This window comes from Pseudomonas sp. PDM20 (assembly GCF_014852575.3).
Classification (GTDB): domain Bacteria; phylum Pseudomonadota; class Gammaproteobacteria; order Pseudomonadales; family Pseudomonadaceae; genus Pseudomonas.
In genome coordinates this window covers 4,829,219-4,847,700 of record NZ_CM181224.1, presented here as the reverse complement: position 1 = coordinate 4,847,700, position 18,482 = coordinate 4,829,219, and the positions used below count along the sequence as shown (strand labels likewise).

The following is an 18,482-nucleotide window of genomic DNA, read 5'->3' as shown; positions in this document are numbered from 1 at the left end:
ATTTCACAGCGTCTATTCCGGGCTTGTCCGCGAAGTCTGGCTAAACGCTACGACTAAAGTCGTCTGGAGCCCTTGCAGCGCTCAAATAAATTAGGGATCGACGACATCCGCGTCATCCCCGCTGTGAGGACAAGAACAAAATGAACGACAGCATCTACCAGCGGATTGATACCAATCCGCGCTTCAAAGAGCTGGTGGCCAAGCGCGAGCGCTTCGCCTGGCTGCTCTCCCTGATCATGTTGAGCCTGTACGTGCTCTTCATCCTGCTCATCGCCTTCCAGCCGCAGTTGCTCGGCGCGAAGATCAGTGCCGATTCGTCCGTCACCTGGGGCATCCCCATGGGCGTCGGGCTGATCCTCTCGGCCTTCGTGCTCACCGGCATCTACGTGCGCCGCGCGAACGGCGAATTCGACCGCATGAATCAGGAAATCCTCAAGGAGGCCCAGCAATGAAAGGCCGAATTTCTGCGGCCCTCGCTCTGGCCGCGTTCGCACCTGCACTCTGGGCTGACGCCCTCACCGGCGAGGTACAGCGCCAGCCGCTGAACGTCTCCGCCATCGTCATGTTCGTCGCCTTCGTTGGCCTGACCCTGTGCATCACCTACTGGGCCTCCAAGCGCAGCAAATCCGCCGCCGACTTCTACACCGCCGGCGGCAGCATCACCGGCTTCCAGAACGGTTTGGCAATCGCCGGCGACTACATGTCCGCCGCGTCCTTCCTCGGCATTTCCGCGCTGGTGTTCACCTCCGGCTACGACGGCCTGATCTACTCCATCGGGTTCCTCGTCGGCTGGCCGATCATCCTCTTCCTGATCGCCGAGCGCCTGCGCAACCTGGGCAAGTACACCTTCGCCGACGTTGCGTCCTACCGCCTCAAGCAGAAGGACATCCGCACCCTGTCCGCCTGCGGTTCGCTGGTGGTCGTGGCCTTCTACCTGATCGCGCAGATGGTCGGCGCCGGCAAGCTGATCGAACTGCTGTTCGGCCTGAACTACCACGTCGCGGTGGTGCTGGTCGGCATCCTGATGGTGCTCTACGTGCTGTTCGGCGGCATGCTCGCCACCACCTGGGTACAGATCATCAAGGCCGTGCTGCTGCTTTCGGGCGCCACCTTCATGGCGATCATGGTGCTCAAGCACGTCAACTTCGACATCAGCACCCTGTTCTCCGAAGCCATCAAGGTCCATCCCAAAGGCGAGTCCATCATGAGCCCCGGCGGCCTGGTGAAGGACCCGATCTCCGCGTTCTCCCTGGGCTTCGCGCTGATGTTCGGCACCGCTGGCCTGCCGCACATCCTGATGCGCTTCTTCACCGTCAGTGACGCCAAGGAAGCCCGCAAGTCGGTGTTCTTCGCCACTGGCTTCATCGGCTACTTCTACATCCTGACCTTCATCATCGGCTTCGGCGCGATCCTGCTGGTCAGCACCAACCCGGACTTCAAGGACGCCACCGGTGCCCTGCTGGGTGGCAACAACATGGCGGCCGTGCACCTGGCCGATGCCGTCGGCGGCAGCCTGTTCCTGGGCTTCATCTCCGCCGTGGCCTTCGCCACCATCCTCGCTGTGGTTGCCGGCCTGACCCTGGCCGGCGCTTCGGCCGTGTCCCACGACCTGTACGCCAGCGTGCTGAAGGGCGGCAAGGCCAACGAGAAGGATGAACTGCGCGTCTCGAAGATCACCACCGTGTGCCTGGGTGTCGTCGCGATCGTGCTCGGCATCCTGTTCGAGAAGCAGAACATTGCCTTCATGGTCGGCCTGGCCTTCTCCATCGCCGCCAGCTGCAACTTCCCGGTGCTGCTGCTCTCCATGTACTGGAAGAAGCTGACCACCCGCGGTGCGAAGATCGGCGGCTGGATGGGCCTGATCACCGCGGTGGTACTGATGATCCTCGGCCCGACCATCTGGGTGCAGATCCTCGGCCACGAGAAACCCATCTACCCGTTCGAGTACCCGGCGCTGTTCTCCATGGCCGTGGCCTTCATCGGTATCTGGTTCTTCTCCATCACCGACAAGTCGACCGCTGCCGACGAAGAGCGCGCGCGCTTCTTCCCGCAGTTCATCCGTTCGCAGACCGGTCTGGGTGCCAGTGGCGCAGCCGCCCACTGATAGCCTGAGCTAACCTGCCGGGGCCGGGGGTGGAAACACCCCCGGCCCCGCTTTTTTGACAGGGATGGATGACGGATGTCCGACGATTTCAACTTCGCCTCGCCACCCTTCGACCAGCTTCGCCCGCTGGAGCGCGAGCAACTGCGCGACGCGCTGAGCGTGGGCTACTACACGGTCGACGAAGTGCTGCTCGAAGCCGGTGCGCCGGTGCCTTGCCTGTTCGTGCTGATGAAGGGCGTGATCGAGGAGCGCGGCGAAGACGGCAAGCTGTTCGCCCAGTATGGCGCCGAGGACCTGTTCGACGTGCGCGGGCTGTTCTCCGGCAGCAGCAAGCACCGCTACCAGGCGGTGGAAGAGAGCATCGTCTACGAACTGCCGGCGGCGGTGTTCCACCAGTTGTGCACGGACAACCCGCAATTCGCCCGCTTCTTCCGCGCGGACCTGGCCAGCAAGCGCCAGCTGGAGCGTCGCGACGGGCAGAACCTTGCCGAATTCATCCTGACCCGCATCGCCCCCGAACACCTGCTACCGGCCATCGAAGTCGAGCCCGGCCTGCCGTTGGGCGACGCGGCGCGCCTGCAACTCAGCCGTGGCGCGGACGCGCTGCTGGTGCGCGAGGATGGCGCGCTGGGCATCGTCACCCGCACCGACCTGATGACCGCGCACTTTCGCGACGGTTTCAGCGAGGCGCAACCCATCGGCCCACTGGCGCACCGTCCGCTGAGCCATGTCGAGCTGGGCGATTTCCTCTTCGACGCGATGATCCTCATGACTCGCCAGCGCATCGAACGCGTGGCGGTGTGCGAGGAGGGCAGGGTGGTCGGCCTGCTGCACCTGACCCAGGTGCTCAGCCTGTTCTCCACCCATTCCCACGTGCTGGCGCTGCGCATCGCCCGCGCTGAAAGCGAGGCCGAGCTGCGCGCCGCCGCCGAGACCCTGCACACCCTGATTGCGACCCTGGCGGGCAATGGCATCCGCCTGCGCTTCATCATGCAACTGGTCAGCGCGCTCAACGAACAGCTGCTTGAGCGCCTGTTCGAACTGCAGGTGCCGCCGGTGCTGCGCGGCCGTTGCTGCCTGCTGGTGATGGGCAGCGAAGGACGCGCGGAACAGCTGCTCAAGACCGACCAGGACAACGCGCTGATTCTCGATGACGGCCTGCCGGTGGAGCAGGGCCTGCTGCTGATGCAGCGCTTCTCCGCCGCGTTGCTGGCGTTCGGTTATCCACCGTGCCCCGGTGGTGTGATGGCCAGTCGGCCGGAGTGGTGCAAGCCGCTGTCGGAGTGGCAGCGCGAGTTGCGCGAGCTGCCGTTGCAAGGTCGCCCCGAACAACTGATGCGCCTGTCGATTCTCGCCGATGCCTGGCCGGTGGCAGGCAACCGGAGGCTGTTCGACAGCCTGCGCGACTGCCTGTACGAGCTGGCCGGCGACAGCAGCCGCTGGATGAGCGACCTGGCCCTCCCCGCGCTGCAATTCGATACGCCGCTGACTTTCCTCGGCCAGCTCAAGACCCAGGATGCTCACCTGGACGTCAAGCGTGGCGGCATCTTCCCCATTGTCCACGGCGCACGCGTGCTCGCCGTGCGCGAAGGGCTGGACGAGCGCGGCACCCTCGGCCGCCTCGCCGCGCTGAAGGCGCTCGGCGTGCTGGATGAGTCGCTGGTCGACAACCTGAGCGAAGCCTTCGAGCTGTTCCTCCAGCTGCGCCTGCGCCAGCAACTGGAGGGCCAGCGCGATGGCCGCGAACAAGGGCTCGATGTTTCCCGTCTCAGCCGCCACGAGCGCGACCTGCTGCGTTTCGGGCTGCACACGGTGAAGAAGTTCAAGCAGAGCCTGACCCGCCAATTTCACCTGGAGACCCGATGAACGCCTGCGTCGCTGCCCCCGATCCGCACTGGTCCGCCTGGCGCCGCCGCCTCTACTGGTGGCGGCACGATCCGGCGGAGGCGGAAGAGCTGGTATCGCTGGATCTGGAGACCACCAGTCTCGACCCGCGCAAGGCTGACATCCTCAGCATCGGCGCGGTGGTGATCCGGCGTGGCAAGCTGATCCTCGGCGAGCGCCTGGAGTTGCTGGTGGAGCCGCCGCCGTCGCTGGACGGCGAGTCGATTCGCATCCACAAACTGCGTCGTGCCGATCTCGAAGGCCAGATGCCGCTGGTGGAGGCGTTGCGCCGGGTGCAGGCCTTCATCGGCGAACGGCCGCTGCTGGGCTACTACCTGTCGTTCGACGTCGCGGTGCTGCGCCGGCACCTGCATGAACAGTTCGGCGCGCGGCTGGACAACCCCCGCGTGGAGGTCTCGGAGATCTACCATCGCAAGATGAGCCGGCGCTTTCCCGACCTGCACCTGGACCTGCGCTTCGATACCCTGGCGCGCAATCTGGATATCCCCATCGAAGGCCGCCATACCGCCATCGGCGATGCGCGCACCGCCGCGCTGATGTTCCTGCGCCTGCGCAAGGGCTCGCTGCCCCGCGACTTGAGCTGAGCTGACCTGAGCTGAGCCTGGCGCGCGCAGATTCTTTGAATCTTCCGCGCACCCTCCCGGTCGGACATTACAAGCGCTGGCCAATCGCAAACCCGCGAGCCATCGCCCCTCGTCGACTGAAAGAGGAGAGACGATATGGGACTCGGGACCATCCTGTTGATCATCCTGATCTTGATGCTGATCGGCGGCCTGCCGGTCTTCCCCCACTCGCGCAACTGGGGCTACGGTCCGTCCGGTGTGATCGGCGTGGTGCTGATCGTGCTGCTGGTGTTGTTGTTGCTCGGGCGGATCTGAGCCAGTTGCAACCCCTCACCCTGACCCTCTCCGCAAGGGAGAGGGCTGGGGCGAGGTGGGAAACCCTGGCGCCGAGGCGTGGAGAAAAACTGATTCCCTCGGCTTTCGTCACAGCGCCGATACGCCACAGGGTGATTCGTCGCACAGCCCTCGGGGGGCACCTGTACTAACATACTGGGCCTTTGCCATCAGGGAGTCGTAGGGATGCTGGGCGTTGTACTGGTTGTGCTCGGCGTGGTGTGGTTGCTCGTTCAATGCGGACTGGGCCTGCCGCCGCTGGCCGAAGCCATGACCCTGGACCCGGTGGTCAATCCGGATCGTTATTGGCAGTTCGCCTTCCTCGGCCCGGCCCTTCCCGTGGCGCTGGGTGTCTTCATGTTGCGCTACCGCATCAGCGGCTTCGCCCAGTTCAAGCGCGAGCGCATCAACTGCGCCGCCCACCTTCTTGTCTCCGCCGGCATCGCCCTGGTGCTGGGCAAGCTCTGCGTGCTCCTCCAGGCCTGATCGCGCAACCCGCGAAGCGCTAGTGCGCCGGCGGTTTGCCAGGGGCATTCAGCGCCCTGATTTCGCCGCTGATAGCCGAAAGCCTTGGTTACACTTCGGGCCACAGTCGTCGACAGAGCCTGTCGATCACCCGTCCCGAACAAGACAAGAAAAGGCAGACCTCCCCTATGCAAAATCGCATCATGATCACCGGCGCCGGTTCCGGCCTCGGACGCGAAATCGCCCTGCGCTGGGCCCGCGAGGGCTGGAAGCTGGCGCTGGCCGACGTCAACGAAGCAGGCCTGCAGGAAACCCTGAAGCTGGTGCGCGAGGCCGGCGGTGACGGCTTCACCCAGCGCTGCGACGTGCGTGACTACAGCCAGCTGACCCAGTTGGCGCAGTCCTGCGAAGAGAAATTCGGCGGCATCGACATCATCGTCAACAACGCCGGCGTCGCTTCCGGCGGCTTCTTCAGCGAACTGTCGCTGGAAGACTGGGACTGGCAGATCTCGATCAACCTGATGGGCGTGGTCAAGGGCTGCAAGGCCTTCCTGCCGCTGCTGGAGAAGAGCAAGGGGCGCATCGTCAACATCGCCTCCATGGCCGCCCTGATGCAGGGCCCGGCGATGAGCAACTACAACGTGGCCAAGGCCGGCGTGGTGGCGCTTTCGGAAAGCCTGCTGGCCGACCTCAGCCTGGTGGACGTGAAGGTCCACGTGGTCTGCCCGTCGTTCTTCCAGACCAACCTGCTGGACTCCTTCCGCGGCCCGAGCCCGGAGATGAAGACCCAGGTCGGCAAGCTGCTGGAAAGCTCGCCCATCAGCGCCGCCGACATCGCCGACTACATCCACCAGGAAGTGGCCCGCGACGTCTTCATGATCCTGCCCCACGAGCAGGGCCGCATGGCCTGGCAGATCAAGCAGCAGAACCCCCAGGCGATCTACGACGAGATGGCGAAAATGGCCGAGAAGATGCAGGCCAAGCGTCGCAGCCTGTCCTGATTTTCATCCCCGAATTGCCCCCTTTCGGTGCAATGAAAGAGAGGGCTTGCCCAGGCCGGTGCAAAGGGTTAGTTTTAGTCACCGGCCTGCCTGGCTGATGTACGTTGGACCCCGGTGAAAGCCCCGCTCATTTCGCGGGGCTTTTGCTTTTTCGGGCTACTGCGCAGCTGCGGGGATTCGCGCTTTGCGCGATGCCAGGCCTGTGTTAGAAGGCTTGCGTGTCATTGAAGGAAGAACCCGCTTGCACTGTGAATCCATCGTCTATGGCTGCATTCGCGACTGGCCCGGCGACTCGATGGAGCGCCGCCTGCGCCGCGCCGCCAACCGCAAGGTGCTCGACAGCCTGCCCATGGGCGAGGCCTGGCCGTTCCTTGGCCGCGAGATGTTCAGCCGCTGCGAGACCGAAGGCGCGGGCCTGTACCAGTCCCAGGTGATCCATTTCGGCGCCAGCTACCAGACCATCGAGTACGAGTGGAAACTCTGGGTCGAACAGTTCGAAGCCCTGCTGCGCCGCCTCTACTGGGCCAGCGCGGTGGTGCACCTGGAAACCGAAGTCAACGGCAGCCACACCTTCCGCTGGGAATCCGAGAACGGCTTCCACAGCCCGCGCGAAGGCGAGTTGAAAGTGCGCTGCGCCTGGGAACGCGAGGGCGGCCTGCGCGGCTGACCGGCGCACTTCCCGTCACGGAAAGAACCCCATGATCAACTACCTCTGGTTCGTCCTCGCCGCGTTCTGCGAGATCGCCGGCTGCTACGCCTTCTACCTCTGGCTGCGCCTGGACAAGAGCGCCCTGTGGATAATTCCCGGCCTGCTCAGCCTGACGGTCTTCGCCCTGCTGCTCACCCGCGTCGAGGCGAACTACGCCGGGCGCGCCTATGCCGCGTACGGTGGCATCTATGTCGCCGCGTCGCTGTTCTGGCTGGCCTTCGTCGAGAAGAGTCGCCCGCTGTGGAGCGACTGGGTGGGCGTGGCGCTGTGCGTGATCGGCGCCAGCGTGGTGCTGCTCGGGCCGCGTCTGGCCCCCTGAGCCGTTAAGCATCCGGCGGATAACGCCCTTGGCGTCATGCGCCCTACGTCGTGCTCCCATCTTGCCGCTGAGCTTCTTCGTAGGATGGGTGGACGTGAGGTGTTCCTGGGCGCGTGCTTCAGTCCTCCAGCCACTCCTTTGGCACTTCGCTTTTCAGCATCAGCTGGCACTGCTGGCTTTCCGGATCGAAGACGATCACCGCCTCGCCGCGTTTGAGCGCATGCCGCGCACGCTCCACGCGTACGTCCAGCGGCGTGTCGTCGCCGTTGTCGGTGCCTTCGCGGGTAACGAAGTCTTCCAGCAGGTTGTTCAGGGTGTCGGCTTCGATCAGCTCGAAGGGAATCAGCATGGCGGGCTACTCGGGAATCGTGCTCGTGAATCGCAGCGCGGGATTGTAGTCCCGCGCTGCGCTCAGCGCAGCTTCACTTCCTGCTCTTGTCCGACTCCTTGCCCTTGTCGGACGACCCATCGCCGCTGTCGATCAGGTCATCCACCGGCGGCACGTGGGTGGTGCTTTCCATGTGCACCGGATGCTCCAGCTGCTTGCTGAAGCGCTCCAGCGTGCCTTCGCTGGGTTCCGCATCGCTGTCGAACACCGGTGGGCTGAGCATGTACGCCGTCAGCAGTTTCGCCAGGGCGGCAAGGCTGTCGATGTGGGTGCGCTCGTAGCCGTGGGTGGCGTCGCAACCGAAGGCCAGCAGGGCGGTGCGGATGTCATGGCCGGCGGTGATCGCCGACTGCGCATCGCTGTGGTAGTAGCGGAACAGGTCCCGCCGTACGGCGACCTCATGGCGTTCGCCGAGGCGCAGCAGGTGGCGGGAAAGATGGAAGTCGTAGGGCCCGCCGGAGTCCTGCAGGGCCACGCTCACCGCGTGCTCGCTGGAGTTCTGTCCCTCGGCCACCGGGGCGATGTCGATGCCGACGAACTCGCTCACGTCCCAGGGCAGCGCGCCGGCCGCGCCGGAGCCGATTTCCTCGGTGATGGTGAACAGCGGGTGGCAGTCGATGGGCGGCACCTGGCCGCTTTCCACGATGGCCTTGAGCGAAGCCAGCAGCGCGGCGACGCCGGCCTTGTCGTCGAGGTGGCGGGCGCTGATGTGGCCGCTTTCGGTGAATTCCGGCAACGGGTCGAAGGCGACGAAATCACCGATGGCCACGCCCAGCGATTCGCTGTCGGCACGGCTGGCGGTGTAGGTATCCAGGCGCAGCTCGACGTGGTCCCAGCTGATCGGCAGGGTGTCCACGGCGGTATTGAAGGCGTGCCCGGAGGCCATCAGCGGCAGCACGCTGCCACGGAATACGCCGTTCTCGCAGAACACCGTGACGCGGCTGCCCTCGGCGAAGCGGCTCGACCAGCAACCCACTGGCGCCAGTGCCAGGCGGCCGTTGGGCTTGATCTCGCGGACGATCGCGCCAATGGTGTCCAGGTGCGCCGAAACCGCGCGGTCCGGGCTCTTGCGCCGGCCCAGCAGGGTGGCGCGGATGGTCCCGCGGCGGGTCATCTCGAAGGGTACGCCGATCTCCTCCAGCCGCTCGGCGACGTAGCGCACGATGGTGTCGGTGAAACCGGTAGGGCTGGGGATGGCGAGCATTTCCAGCAGCACGCGCTGCAGGTAGTTCAGGTCCGGTTGTGGCAGTTGGGTCATGCCGGGGCCTCCACGTTGGGGTGTGGCTGGTCACGGTTGTCGCGGTGCAGCAGTTCGCGGCTCAGCGGGAAGAGCAGGTCGACGAAGCGCTCGGCGACGGGTTGTGGCTCATGGTTGGCCAGGCCGGGGCGTTCGTTGGCTTCGATGATCACGTACTCCGCCTGGTCGGCCTCGGTGACCAGCAGGTCGAGGCCGGTGACCGGAATCTCCAGCGCCCGCGCCGCGCGGATGGCGGCGTCGGCGAGCGCCGGGTGCAGGCGCTCGGTGACGTCTTCCAGGGTGCCGCCGGTGTGCAGGTTGGCGGTGCGCCGCACAGCCAGGCGCTGGCCGCTGGGCAGCACGTCGTCGTAGGTGAAGCCGGCCGCGCCCAGCGTGCGCTCGGTTTCGCCGTCCAGCGGGATGCGGCTTTCACCGCCCGTGGCGGCCTGGCGACGGCGGCTCTGCGCCTCGATCAGCTTGCGGATGCTGTGCCGGCCATCGCCGATCACCTCGGCGGGACGTCGGATGGCGGCGGCCACCACTTCGTAGCCGATCACCACGATGCGCAGGTCCTGGCCGGGGTGGTAGCTCTCGAGGATGACGCGGGTGTCGAACTGCTTGGCGTGGGCGATGGCTTCCTCGACCTCTTCCGGCGTGCGCAGGTCCACGGCGACGCCCTGGCCCTGTTCGCCGTCCACCGGCTTGACCACCAGCGCGCCGTGCTCCTCGAGGAACGCGGCATTCTCCTGCACGCTGCCCGCCAGCCGCTGCTGCGGCTGGCGCAGGCCGGCGCGGTCGAGGACGCGGTGGGTGAGGGTCTTGTCCTGGCACAGGCTCATGCTCACGGCGCTGGTGAGGTCGCACAGCGACTCGCGGCAGCGAATGCGCCGGCCGCCCTGGGTGAGGGTGAAGAGGCCGGCGTCGGCGTCCTGCACCTGTACTTCGATGCCGCGCCGATGGGATTCGTCGACGATGATCCTGGCGTAGGGGTTGAGCCCTTCCTCAGGGCCGGGGCCAAGGAAAAGCGACTGGTTGATGCCGTTCTTGCACTTCACCGCGAAGGTCGGCAGCTCGCGGAAGCGCAGCTTGCGGTACAGCGACTTGGCCTGCTGGTTGCCGTGCAGCACCGACAGGTCCAGGTATGCAAGCCCCCGGCTCATGAAGTGCTCGATCAGGTGGCGCACCAGCGCTTCGCCGACGCCAGGCCGGCTGGACTGCGGGTCCACCGCCAGGCACCAGAGGCTGGAGCCGCCTTCGGGATCGCGGAAGGCCTTGGCGTGGTTGATGCCCATGACCGTGCCGATCACCGTGCCGGTCTCGGCGTCCTCCGCCAGCCAGTAGGCCGGGCCACCCTGGTGGCGCGGGGTGACGTTGGACGGATCGACCGGCAGCATGCCGCGCGACAGGTACAGGCGGTTGATCGCCGCCCAGTCGTCATCGCTGTGTACGCGGCGGATGCGGAAGCCGCGGAAGGGGCGGCGCGCCGGGCGGTAGTCGGTGAACCACAGGCGCAGCGCATCGGAAGGGTCGAGGAAGAGTTGCTGCGGGGCATGGGCCAGCACCTGCTGCGGCGCGGCCACGTAAAGGGCGATATCGCGTTCGCCGGGTTGTTCGTTGAGCAGCTCGGCGGCGAGCTTGTCGGGGCTGGAGAAGGTGTGGCCGATCAGCAGGCGACCCCAGCCGCACTGCAGGATCAGCGGGCCGTGGCTTTCCGCGTGATCACCGGCGAAACGCGCCTGCAGCCGCTCGTAGGTCGGTGTCTGGCCGCGCAGCAACCTCTGGTTGTGAGGATGGGGCAGGTTGGAATGGGGTTTCATCTTGCGCTCCCTGATAAGGCTTCTGTCCTGGGCTGAAAGAAAAGGCAACGCCGCAGGAGGCGGCGTTGCCGAGCCGAGGGACTGTTGTCGCTTTGCTGCGAGCCGCGTTGCTGCGCCAAATTGCGCCAGGCTAGACGCGGGACGCCGGCAATGGTCATTCCCTTGCCTAGTCCCGCAACGACGCATGGCGCGATTTGCCGCGCAACCCGAAGGGCCAGCCCGTCTATTGCGCAGCAAGACGTGATGCGTTGGCTGCTGGAACCACCGCACTTCCGCTTCGTGCCGGGCGCTGCGTAATGGGCGGCGCTGGCGTGGCCGCAGCGAAGCATCAACAGTCCCTCATAGGCCTTGTTCCGTCAGCCAGAGGTTGAGGGCCGCCAACTGCCACAACTTGGAACCACGCAGCGGGGTGAGGTCGCTTGCCGGGTCGCTGAGCAGGCGGTCGAACATCGCCGTCTCGAACAGCCCACGGTCCTGGCTCGGGTCCAGCAGCAACTCGCTGACCCAGGCGCGGGTATTGCCTTGCAGGTGCTTGAGGCCCGGCACCGGGAAGTACCCCTTGGGCCGGTCGATCACTTCGCTGGGGATGACCTTGCGCGCGGCCGCCTTGAGCACCTGCTTGCCGCCGTCGCCGAGCTTGAAGCGGGACGGAATGCGCGCCGACAGCTCGGCCACGCGGTAGTCGAGGAACGGCACGCGCGCCTCCAGGCCCCAGGCCATGGTCATGTTGTCCACGCGCTTGACCGGGTCGTCGACCAGCATGATGGTGCTGTCCAGGCGCAGGGCCTTGTCCACCGGATCATCCGCGCCGGCCTGGGCGAAGTGCTCGCGGACGAACTCGCTGGCCACGTCCTCCACCCGCAGGGCTTCGCGCACGGTGTCCAGGTACTCGCCGTGAGTGCGGTCGAAGAAGGCGGCGCGGTAGGCCTGCAGCGGGTCCTTGGCGCCGGCCACCTTCGGGTACCAGTGGTAGCCGGCGAACAGCTCGTCGGCGCCCTGGCCGCTCTGAACTACCTTGCAGTGCCTGGAAACTTCCCGCGAGAGCAGATAGAAGGCGATGCAGTCGTGGCTGACCATCGGCTCGCTCATGGCGCGGAAGGCTGCCGGCAATTGCGAAATCACTTCGTTCTCGTCGATGCGCAACTGGTGGTGGCGCGTGCCGTAGCGCCTGGCGATCAGGTCGGAGTACTGGAATTCGTCGCCGCGCTCGCCGCCGGCATCCTCGAAACCGATGGAGAAGGTCAGCAGGTCCTCGACGCCGGCCTCGTGCAGCAGGCCGACCAGCAGGCTGGAATCCACCCCGCCGGAGAGCAGCACGCCGACTTCGCGGGCGGCACGCTGACGCACGCTCACGGCATCGCGCAGGCTGCTCAGCAGGCGGTCTTCCCAGTCGTCCAGAGTCAGCTCGCGCTCGTCCGGCAGCGGGCCGTAGTCCAGGGTCCACCAGCGCTGGCGCTCGGTGTGGCCTTCGGCGTCGATGGTCATCCAGGTGGCCGGCGGCAGTTTCTGCACCTCGGCCAGCAGGGTACGCGGCGCGGGGACCACGGCGTGGAAGTTGAGGTAGTGGTTGAGCGCCACCGGGTCCAGCGCCGGGTCGATGTCGCCGCCCTTGAGCAGCGCCGGCAGGCTGGAGGCGAAGCGCAGGCGCTTGCCGGTCTGCGACAGGTACAGCGGCTTGATGCCGAGGCGGTCGCGGGCGATGAACAGGCGCCGTTTGTCGCGTTCCCAGATGGCGAAGGCGAACATGCCATTGAGGCGTGGCAATAGTTGTTCACCCCAGGCGTGGTATCCCTTGAGGAGTACTTCGGTGTCGCCTCCGGAAAAGAAGCGGTACCCAAGGGCTTCCAGCTCGCCGCGCAGTTCGGGGTAGTTGTAGATTGCCCCGTTGAACACCAGCGACAGGCCCAGCGAGGTGTCGATCATCGGCTGACCGGATGCTTCGGCCAGGTCCATGATCTTCAGCCGCCGGTGCCCCAGGGCCACCGGCCCTTCGCTGTGGAAGCCCCAGGCATCGGGGCCTCGCGGGGCGAGGTGATGGGTGATGCGTTCGACCGCGGCAAGGTCCGCAGCCTGTTTGTCGAAACGTAACTCTCCTGCTAGTCCGCACATTTCCTTACCGGTTCTCCGTTGGGGATCAAGTGGGTGGCGCCTCATGGACGCCTTAGGGGATGACCCGTCGATCTGGCGAGAGTTCTATCTGATTTCATTGAGAAAAAATGACGGAGCAGCAGGTGGACTGAGATGGCCGAGAGCAAGACTGCGATGCGTAACGCCCACGCACTCTCCATGTTGCAGGCTCTGAGACGGCTGCAGCAGGCGGCGGAAGTGCACTCCAAGAACCTGGGCCGCGACGGCGAACTGACGCCGCTGCAGCTGCTGATCCTGCAGGTGGTCGAACTGGAGGGGGAGATAACCGCTGGTCAGTTGGCGCGGCAGGTGGCGCTGTCGCAGTCGTCCATTTCCAGCGCGCTGACCCGCCTGGAAAGCAAGGGCCTGCTGACCCGCCGGCGCGACGACGATGACCGCCGCAAGCAGTGGCTGAGCCTGGAAGCGGTCGGGCGCCGAGCGCTCAGGAATGGGCCGACGCTGTTGCCCGAGCACGCACTGGAGCGTTTCGCCGGGCTACCGGAATGGGAGCAGCACGCGATCCTCGCCGGGCTGCTGCGCGCTGCCGAGCTGTTCGAGACGCCGGGAGCCGGCGCCGAGGAAGAAGAGTTCTAATCGCTCTTGAAGGCTGTCAGCTCATCAGTTTCTGCGCGGCCAGCGACAGGCTGACGGCCACCAGCATCAGCGCGAACAGGCGCTGCAGCGTCGCGCCACCCAGGCGCACCGCCAGGCGGTTGCCGAACAGCACGCCGAGCGCACCGCCGGCCGCCAGGCACGCCAGCAAGGGCAGCGGCGGCTGGGCGTGGGTGAGGTAGAGCAGGAAACCGCCACCGGATACCAGCGCGATCACAGCCATGGAGGTGGCTGTCGCCGCCATCATCGACAGCGGTGTGAACCACAGCAGCCCCGGCACGATCAGGAAGCCGCCGCCCACGCCCATCAGGCCGGACAACAAGCCCACCGCCAGGCCGACGCCCAGCAGCGGCCCGTTGCGCATGGGTTTGTCGCAGTTGCGTGGCTGGCTGGAGCCCTGCCACATGCGCCAGGCCGACCACAGCACCAGCAGGCAGAAGCCGACGATCAGCCAGGCGTCGGGCACGTACTTGCCCAGCCACTGGCCGACGGCGTTGCCCGGCCAGCCGGTGATCACCAGCCAGAACAGCGGCTTCCATGCCACCTGGCCCTGCCGTGCGCGCGGCACCGCACCGATGGCGGCAGACAGTGCGACAGCACCGAGGCTGACGCCGATGGCATCGTGCAGTGGCAGGTGCAGGCTGAGCAGCAGGGGCAGCGCCACCAGCGAACCGCCGGCGCCGGTCAGGCCCAGCAGCAGCCCGAGGATCAGGCCGATGGCGGAAGATTCAAGCAGCAGTGCATCCATGTCGGTGGTCCGCTCTGGAAGCTGGTCGCGGCCCTGTCGATGGACCGCGAGGTGTTCAGGAGTTCTTCTGGCCGCGCACGACGTCGCGCAGGAAGAATCGGTTCGGGTGGCAGGCCTCGGCCACGGCGCGCGGCAGGGGCAGCGGTTCGCCGTCGATCCAGGCCGCGAGCAGTTCGCCGGCCAGCGGCGCGGTAACCAGCCCGCGCGAGCCGTGGGCGCTGTTCAGGTACAGGCCGTCGAGCCAGGGGCACGGCGTTTCCGGTACCTGGCGTGCGTCCTTGCCGAGCACCGCGTAAGACTGGGCGAAGGCTTCGCGATCCGCCAGCGGGCCCACCAGCGGCAGGTAGTCCGGGGTGGTGCAGCGGAAGGCGGCGCGGCCCTGCAGCGTGGCCGGGTCGAGCTGGGTTATGTGCATCCGTTCGCTCAGGTCTGTGGATATCTCCGCCAGCAGGTCGAGGTTGCCCAGGTGTTCTTCCAATGATGGCTCAGTGTCGTCTCGCTTGAATTCGAAACTGGCGCCCAGGGTGTGCTCGCCGTGACGCGGCGGGGCAACGTAGCCTTCGGCGCAGACCACGGTACTCAGCGCGGCGCTCTCGGCGGTGGCCGGCACGCGGGTGATCTGCCCGCGAATGCGCTTCATCGGCAGCGACTCGGCGCCCGCGAAACGGCGCACTTCGGCGGCGGTGGCGAGGATGGCGATGGGCGCGCTGGCGAGTTCTTCCTCGCCGCTCCAGGCACTCCAGCCTTCGGCTTCGCGTTGCAGGCGGACTTCCTCACCGGTCAGCACGCGGATGTTCGGATGCTGCGCAAGGTGCCGGCACAGCGCGGGTGGGTGCACCCAGCCGCCTTCGGGGTAGAACAGCCCGCCGGCCGGTAGGCCGATGCCGGCGATGGATTCCGCGTCGGCCTTGTCCAGCTGGTGCAGCAGGGTCGCCGGGAAGGCCTCGGCCAGCTTGGCCTGGCGCTGTGTCTCGGCGTCATCGAAGCCCAGTTGCAGCACACCGCAATCGGACCATTCCTCGCCTTTCTGCAGACGCTGGATCAGCCGTCGCGTGTGGCCGAAGCCGCTGACGATCAACCGCGACAGCGCAGTCCCGTGGGCGGACAGCTTGAGGTAGAGCACGCCTTGCGGGTTGCCCGAGGCTTCTTCGGCGAGGCCCGCGTGACGCTCGATCAGCGTCACTTGCCAGCCCCGCGCGGCCAGGCTGGCGGCGCTGGCGCAACCGGCCATGCCGCCGCCGATCACCAGTGCTTCCCGAGGGCCTTTGGGGTGAACGGGTCGGCTGTACCAGGGCTTGCCGGCCGGCTGTTCGACACCGAGGAATTCGCCCTGGGACATCTCCCATTTCTTGCCGAAGCCCAGGGTGCGGCGGATCTTGAAGCCGGCCGCGCCCAGCCCGCGGCGGACGAAGCCGGCGCTGGTGAAGGTGGCGATGGTGGTGCCCGGCCCCGAGAGGCGGGCGAGCTGGGCGTAGAGCGCGTCGTTCCACATCTCCGGGTTCTTCGCCGGGGAGAAGCCGTCGAGGAACCAGGCGTCGATGCGTGCGTCCAGTTCGGGCAGGGTGTCCAGCACATCGCCCACCAGCAGGGTCAGCACCACGCGGCCCCCGGCGAAGACCAGGCGCTGGAAACCGGGGTTGATCGCCACGTACTGTTCCAGCAACTGCCCCGACAGGTGCGCCAGCTCCGGCCAGAGGGCGAAGGCGCGGCGCAGGTCGTCCAGCGCCACCGGGTACTTCTCGGTGCTGACGAAGTGCAGCCGCGCATCGCTCGGCGCCTGCTCTTCGAACAGCTGCCAGGCGCAGAGGAAGTTCAGCCCGGTGCCGAAGCCGGTTTCGCCGATGCACAGGCGCCCGCCAGCAGGCAGTGCGGCGAAGCGCTCGGGCAGGCGGTTGCCGTCGATGAACACGTGGTGCGTTTCGGCGATCCCGGAGACGGGAGAGAAATACACGTCGCCGTAGACGCGGGAGGTCGGCTGGCCGTTCTCGTCCCAGTCGATCTGGGCGCTGCTGATGTCTGGCATGTGGGGGCAGGGTTGTGAAACGAAGCCGGCAGTTTAGCCGATCCGCCGCGCAGACAGCCTGCGTCACTTCCGCTACCTTTTACTCACTTCGAGACAAGGAGAGGTGCATGTTCGAATCCGCCGAGATCGGTCATTCCATCGACAAGGAAACCTACGAGAAGGAAGTCGCGGTGCTGCGCGAAGCCCTGCTCGAGGCGCAGTACGAGCTCAAGCAGCAGGCGCGCTTCCCGGTGATCATCCTGATCAACGGCATCGAGGGCGCCGGCAAGGGCGAGACGGTGAAGCTGCTCAACGAGTGGATGGACCCGCGCCTGATCCGGGTGGAAAGCTTCCTCCTGCCCACCGACGAGGAACTCTCGCGGCCGCCGCAGTGGCGCTTCTGGCGCCGCCTGCCGCCCAAGGGCACGACCGGCATCTTCTTCGGCAACTGGTACAGCCAGATGCTTTATGCGCGGGTCACCGGCGAGATCAAGGACAGCCAGCTCGATGGCCTGATCAGCGATGCCGAACGCTTCGAGCGGATGTATTCCGACGAAGGCGCGCTGATCTTCAAGTTCTGGTTCCACCTTTCCAAGAAGCAGCTCAAGGAGCGCCTCAAGGCGCTGGAGAACGACCCGACCCGCAGCTGGCAATTGAGCGAGATCGACTGGAAGCAGAACGAGGTCTACGACAAGTTCGTGCGCTACGGCGAGCGCGTGCTGCGCCGCACCAGCCGCGACTATGCGCCCTGGTACGTGGTGGAGGGCTCCGATGAGCGCTACCGCAGCCTGACGGTCGGCCGCACCATCCTCGAAAGCCTGCAGGCCGCGCTCAAGCGCAAGGACCGCCCGACCCCGCAGCCCCACGCGGCGCCGCTGGTTTCCAGCCTGGACAACAAGGGGCTGCTGGATGCACTGGACCTGAGCCTTTCGCTGAACAAGGACCAGTACAAGGAACAACTGGCCAAGGAACAGGCGCGCCTGGCCACGCTGATGCGCGACAAGCGTTTCCGCAGCCACTCGCTGATCGCCGTGTTCGAAGGCAACGACGCCGCCGGCAAGGGCGGCGCGATCCGCCGCGTGACCGATGCGCTGGACCCACGCCAGTACCGCATCGTGCCCATCGCCGCGCCGACCGAGGAGGAGCGTGCGCAGCCGTATCTGTGGCGCTTCTGGCGGCATATCCCGGCACGCCGGCAGTTCACCATCTTCGATCGTTCCTGGTATGGCCGCGTGCTGGTGGAGCGGGTCGAGGGCTTCGCCTCCGATGCTGACTGGCTGCGTGCCTATGCGGAGATCAACGACTTCGAGGAGCAACTGGCGAACTACAACATCGTGCTGGTGAAGTTCTGGCTGTCCATCGACCAGGAAACCCAGCTGGAGCGCTTCAAGGAGCGGGAGTCGATCCCCTTCAAGCGTTTCAAGATCACCGAGGAAGACTGGCGCAACCGCGACAAGTGGGACCTCTACGTGGATGCGGTGGGCGACATGGTCGACCGCACCAGCACCGAGATCGCGCCCTGGACGCTGGTGGAGGCCAATGACAAGCGCTATGCGCGGGTGAAGGTGCTCAAGACCATCAACGATGCGCTGGAGGCGGCTTACGCCAGTTCGAAGAAGGGCAAGAAGGACTGAGACGTTCGGTTTTTCGCAGGAGCGAGCTTGCTCGCGAACCAGGCCTGGCGCCGGCCTTGCCGGCGGATCGCGGGCATGGCCCGCTCCTACAGGGGCGTTGTGATTCGGCTTTGGCTCTTGAGGATTTCCAGTGAGATATCCGCACGCGCCGAAGTGCCCCTTTCAGGAGGCCGAAGGTGATCGGAGTTTCAGGGGTTGAGCGACATGGATGTCGCGAGAGCCGCGATGGGCCAGGGATGGCCCTTCGCGGCGGGCCCCTGAAACTCCGAAGAACCGAGGGTACTTTTCGCGAAGCGAAAAGCCGGATGCCAGGGGCAAGACTTTTGCCTACTTTGCGTCGTTTGGCAAAGTAGGTCGCCCGAGGGGGCGAAACAAGAAGTCCGCGCGCATGCCGAAGCGGCGCTTAAACACAGAACCCCAAGCAGAAGTATCGCGGACAAAGTCCGCTCCTGCGTTAAGTGGAAACGCCGGAGCTGATCTTGTAGGAGCGGGCCATGCCCGCGATCCGCCGGCTGGGC

The 18,482-nt window shown here is 66.1% G+C and carries 17 protein-coding genes; 11 read left to right on the top strand and 6 right to left on the bottom strand.

Going from position 1 to position 18,482, the window contains the following annotated elements:
- Positions 1–140: 140 nt before the first annotated feature.
- From IB261_RS22140 to IB261_RS22100, 9 genes are all read left to right on the top strand, one after another.
- Positions 141–452, top strand: a complete 312-nt coding sequence (locus IB261_RS22140; RefSeq protein WP_081520244.1) for a DUF485 domain-containing protein — start codon at positions 141–143, stop codon at positions 450–452.
- Positions 449–2,104 (top strand): cation acetate symporter, encoded by a 1,656-nt coding sequence (locus IB261_RS22135; RefSeq protein WP_081520245.1) that lies wholly within the window; start codon positions 449–451, stop codon positions 2,102–2,104. Before IB261_RS22140 ends, IB261_RS22135 begins: the two co-directional genes overlap by 4 nt.
- A gap of 75 nt (positions 2,105–2,179) precedes the next feature.
- The gene (locus IB261_RS22130; protein WP_192381138.1) at positions 2,180–3,970 is read left to right on the top strand and encodes a DUF294 nucleotidyltransferase-like domain-containing protein; all 1,791 of its coding nucleotides are present in this window, start codon (positions 2,180–2,182) and stop codon (positions 3,968–3,970) included.
- Positions 3,967–4,593 (top strand): 3'-5' exonuclease, encoded by a 627-nt coding sequence (locus IB261_RS22125; RefSeq protein WP_081520247.1) that lies wholly within the window; start codon positions 3,967–3,969, stop codon positions 4,591–4,593. The genes IB261_RS22130 and IB261_RS22125 overlap by 4 nt, the downstream gene beginning before the upstream one ends.
- A gap of 135 nt (positions 4,594–4,728) precedes the next feature.
- Positions 4,729–4,887, top strand: a complete 159-nt coding sequence (locus IB261_RS22120; protein WP_081520248.1) for a DUF3309 family protein — start codon at positions 4,729–4,731, stop codon at positions 4,885–4,887.
- Between the two features lie 204 nt (positions 4,888–5,091).
- Complete coding sequence (locus IB261_RS22115) at positions 5,092–5,391, top strand: hypothetical protein (protein WP_081520249.1); 300 nt, start codon at positions 5,092–5,094, stop codon at positions 5,389–5,391.
- A 167-nt stretch (positions 5,392–5,558) separates the two neighbouring features.
- Positions 5,559–6,371, top strand: coding sequence for an SDR family oxidoreductase (locus IB261_RS22110; RefSeq protein WP_045210280.1), 813 nt, complete (start codon positions 5,559–5,561; stop codon positions 6,369–6,371).
- A gap of 241 nt (positions 6,372–6,612) precedes the next feature.
- A complete protein-coding gene (locus IB261_RS22105; RefSeq protein WP_024766159.1) occupies positions 6,613–7,038 on the top strand; it encodes a hypothetical protein in 426 nt (141 codons plus the stop codon).
- A 31-nt stretch (positions 7,039–7,069) separates the two neighbouring features.
- Positions 7,070–7,399, top strand: a complete 330-nt coding sequence (locus IB261_RS22100; protein ID WP_138215220.1) for a YnfA family protein — start codon at positions 7,070–7,072, stop codon at positions 7,397–7,399.
- 118 nt (positions 7,400–7,517) lie between these two features.
- Here IB261_RS22100 and IB261_RS22095 read toward each other — a convergent pair whose 3' ends face one another.
- The 4 genes from IB261_RS22095 to IB261_RS22080 all read right to left on the bottom strand — a co-directional run bounded on the left by IB261_RS22095 (position 7,518) and on the right by IB261_RS22080 (position 12,950).
- Positions 7,518–7,748, bottom strand: a complete 231-nt coding sequence (locus tag IB261_RS22095) for a YheU family protein (protein WP_081520251.1) — start codon at positions 7,746–7,748, stop codon at positions 7,518–7,520.
- Between the two features lie 73 nt (positions 7,749–7,821).
- A complete protein-coding gene (locus tag IB261_RS22090) occupies positions 7,822–9,045 on the bottom strand; it encodes an osmoprotectant NAGGN system M42 family peptidase (RefSeq protein WP_192381139.1) in 1,224 nt (407 codons plus the stop codon).
- Entirely contained in the window at positions 9,042–10,841 is a 1,800-nt protein-coding gene (ngg, locus tag IB261_RS22085; protein ID WP_192381140.1) for an N-acetylglutaminylglutamine synthetase, read from the bottom strand. Before ngg ends, IB261_RS22090 begins: the two co-directional genes overlap by 4 nt.
- A gap of 339 nt (positions 10,842–11,180) precedes the next feature.
- Positions 11,181–12,950 (bottom strand): N-acetylglutaminylglutamine amidotransferase, encoded by a 1,770-nt coding sequence (locus IB261_RS22080; protein WP_192224116.1) that lies wholly within the window; start codon positions 12,948–12,950, stop codon positions 11,181–11,183.
- Between the two features lie 132 nt (positions 12,951–13,082).
- Here IB261_RS22080 and IB261_RS22075 point away from each other — a divergent pair, with 132 nt between their 5' ends.
- Complete coding sequence (locus IB261_RS22075; RefSeq protein ID WP_192381141.1) at positions 13,083–13,562, top strand: MarR family winged helix-turn-helix transcriptional regulator; 480 nt, start codon at positions 13,083–13,085, stop codon at positions 13,560–13,562.
- Between the two features lie 16 nt (positions 13,563–13,578).
- Here IB261_RS22075 and IB261_RS22070 read toward each other — a convergent pair whose 3' ends face one another.
- Together IB261_RS22070 and mnmC are read right to left on the bottom strand one after the other, a co-directional pair.
- Positions 13,579–14,328 carry a sulfite exporter TauE/SafE family protein gene (locus IB261_RS22070; RefSeq protein WP_081520256.1) on the bottom strand — a complete coding sequence of 250 codons (750 nt, stop codon included), beginning with the start codon at positions 14,326–14,328 and terminating at the stop codon, positions 13,579–13,581.
- 55 nt (positions 14,329–14,383) lie between these two features.
- The gene (gene mnmC / locus IB261_RS22065; protein ID WP_192381142.1) at positions 14,384–16,351 is read right to left on the bottom strand and encodes a bifunctional tRNA (5-methylaminomethyl-2-thiouridine)(34)-methyltransferase MnmC2/FAD-dependent 5-carboxymethylaminomethyl-2-thiouridine(34) oxidoreductase MnmC1; all 1,968 of its coding nucleotides are present in this window, start codon (positions 16,349–16,351) and stop codon (positions 14,384–14,386) included.
- 107 nt (positions 16,352–16,458) lie between these two features.
- Between mnmC and pap the strand changes: the two genes are divergently transcribed.
- Entirely contained in the window at positions 16,459–17,964 is a 1,506-nt protein-coding gene (gene pap, locus IB261_RS22060; protein ID WP_192381143.1) for a polyphosphate:AMP phosphotransferase, read from the top strand.
- Positions 17,965–18,482 lie beyond the last annotated feature (518 nt).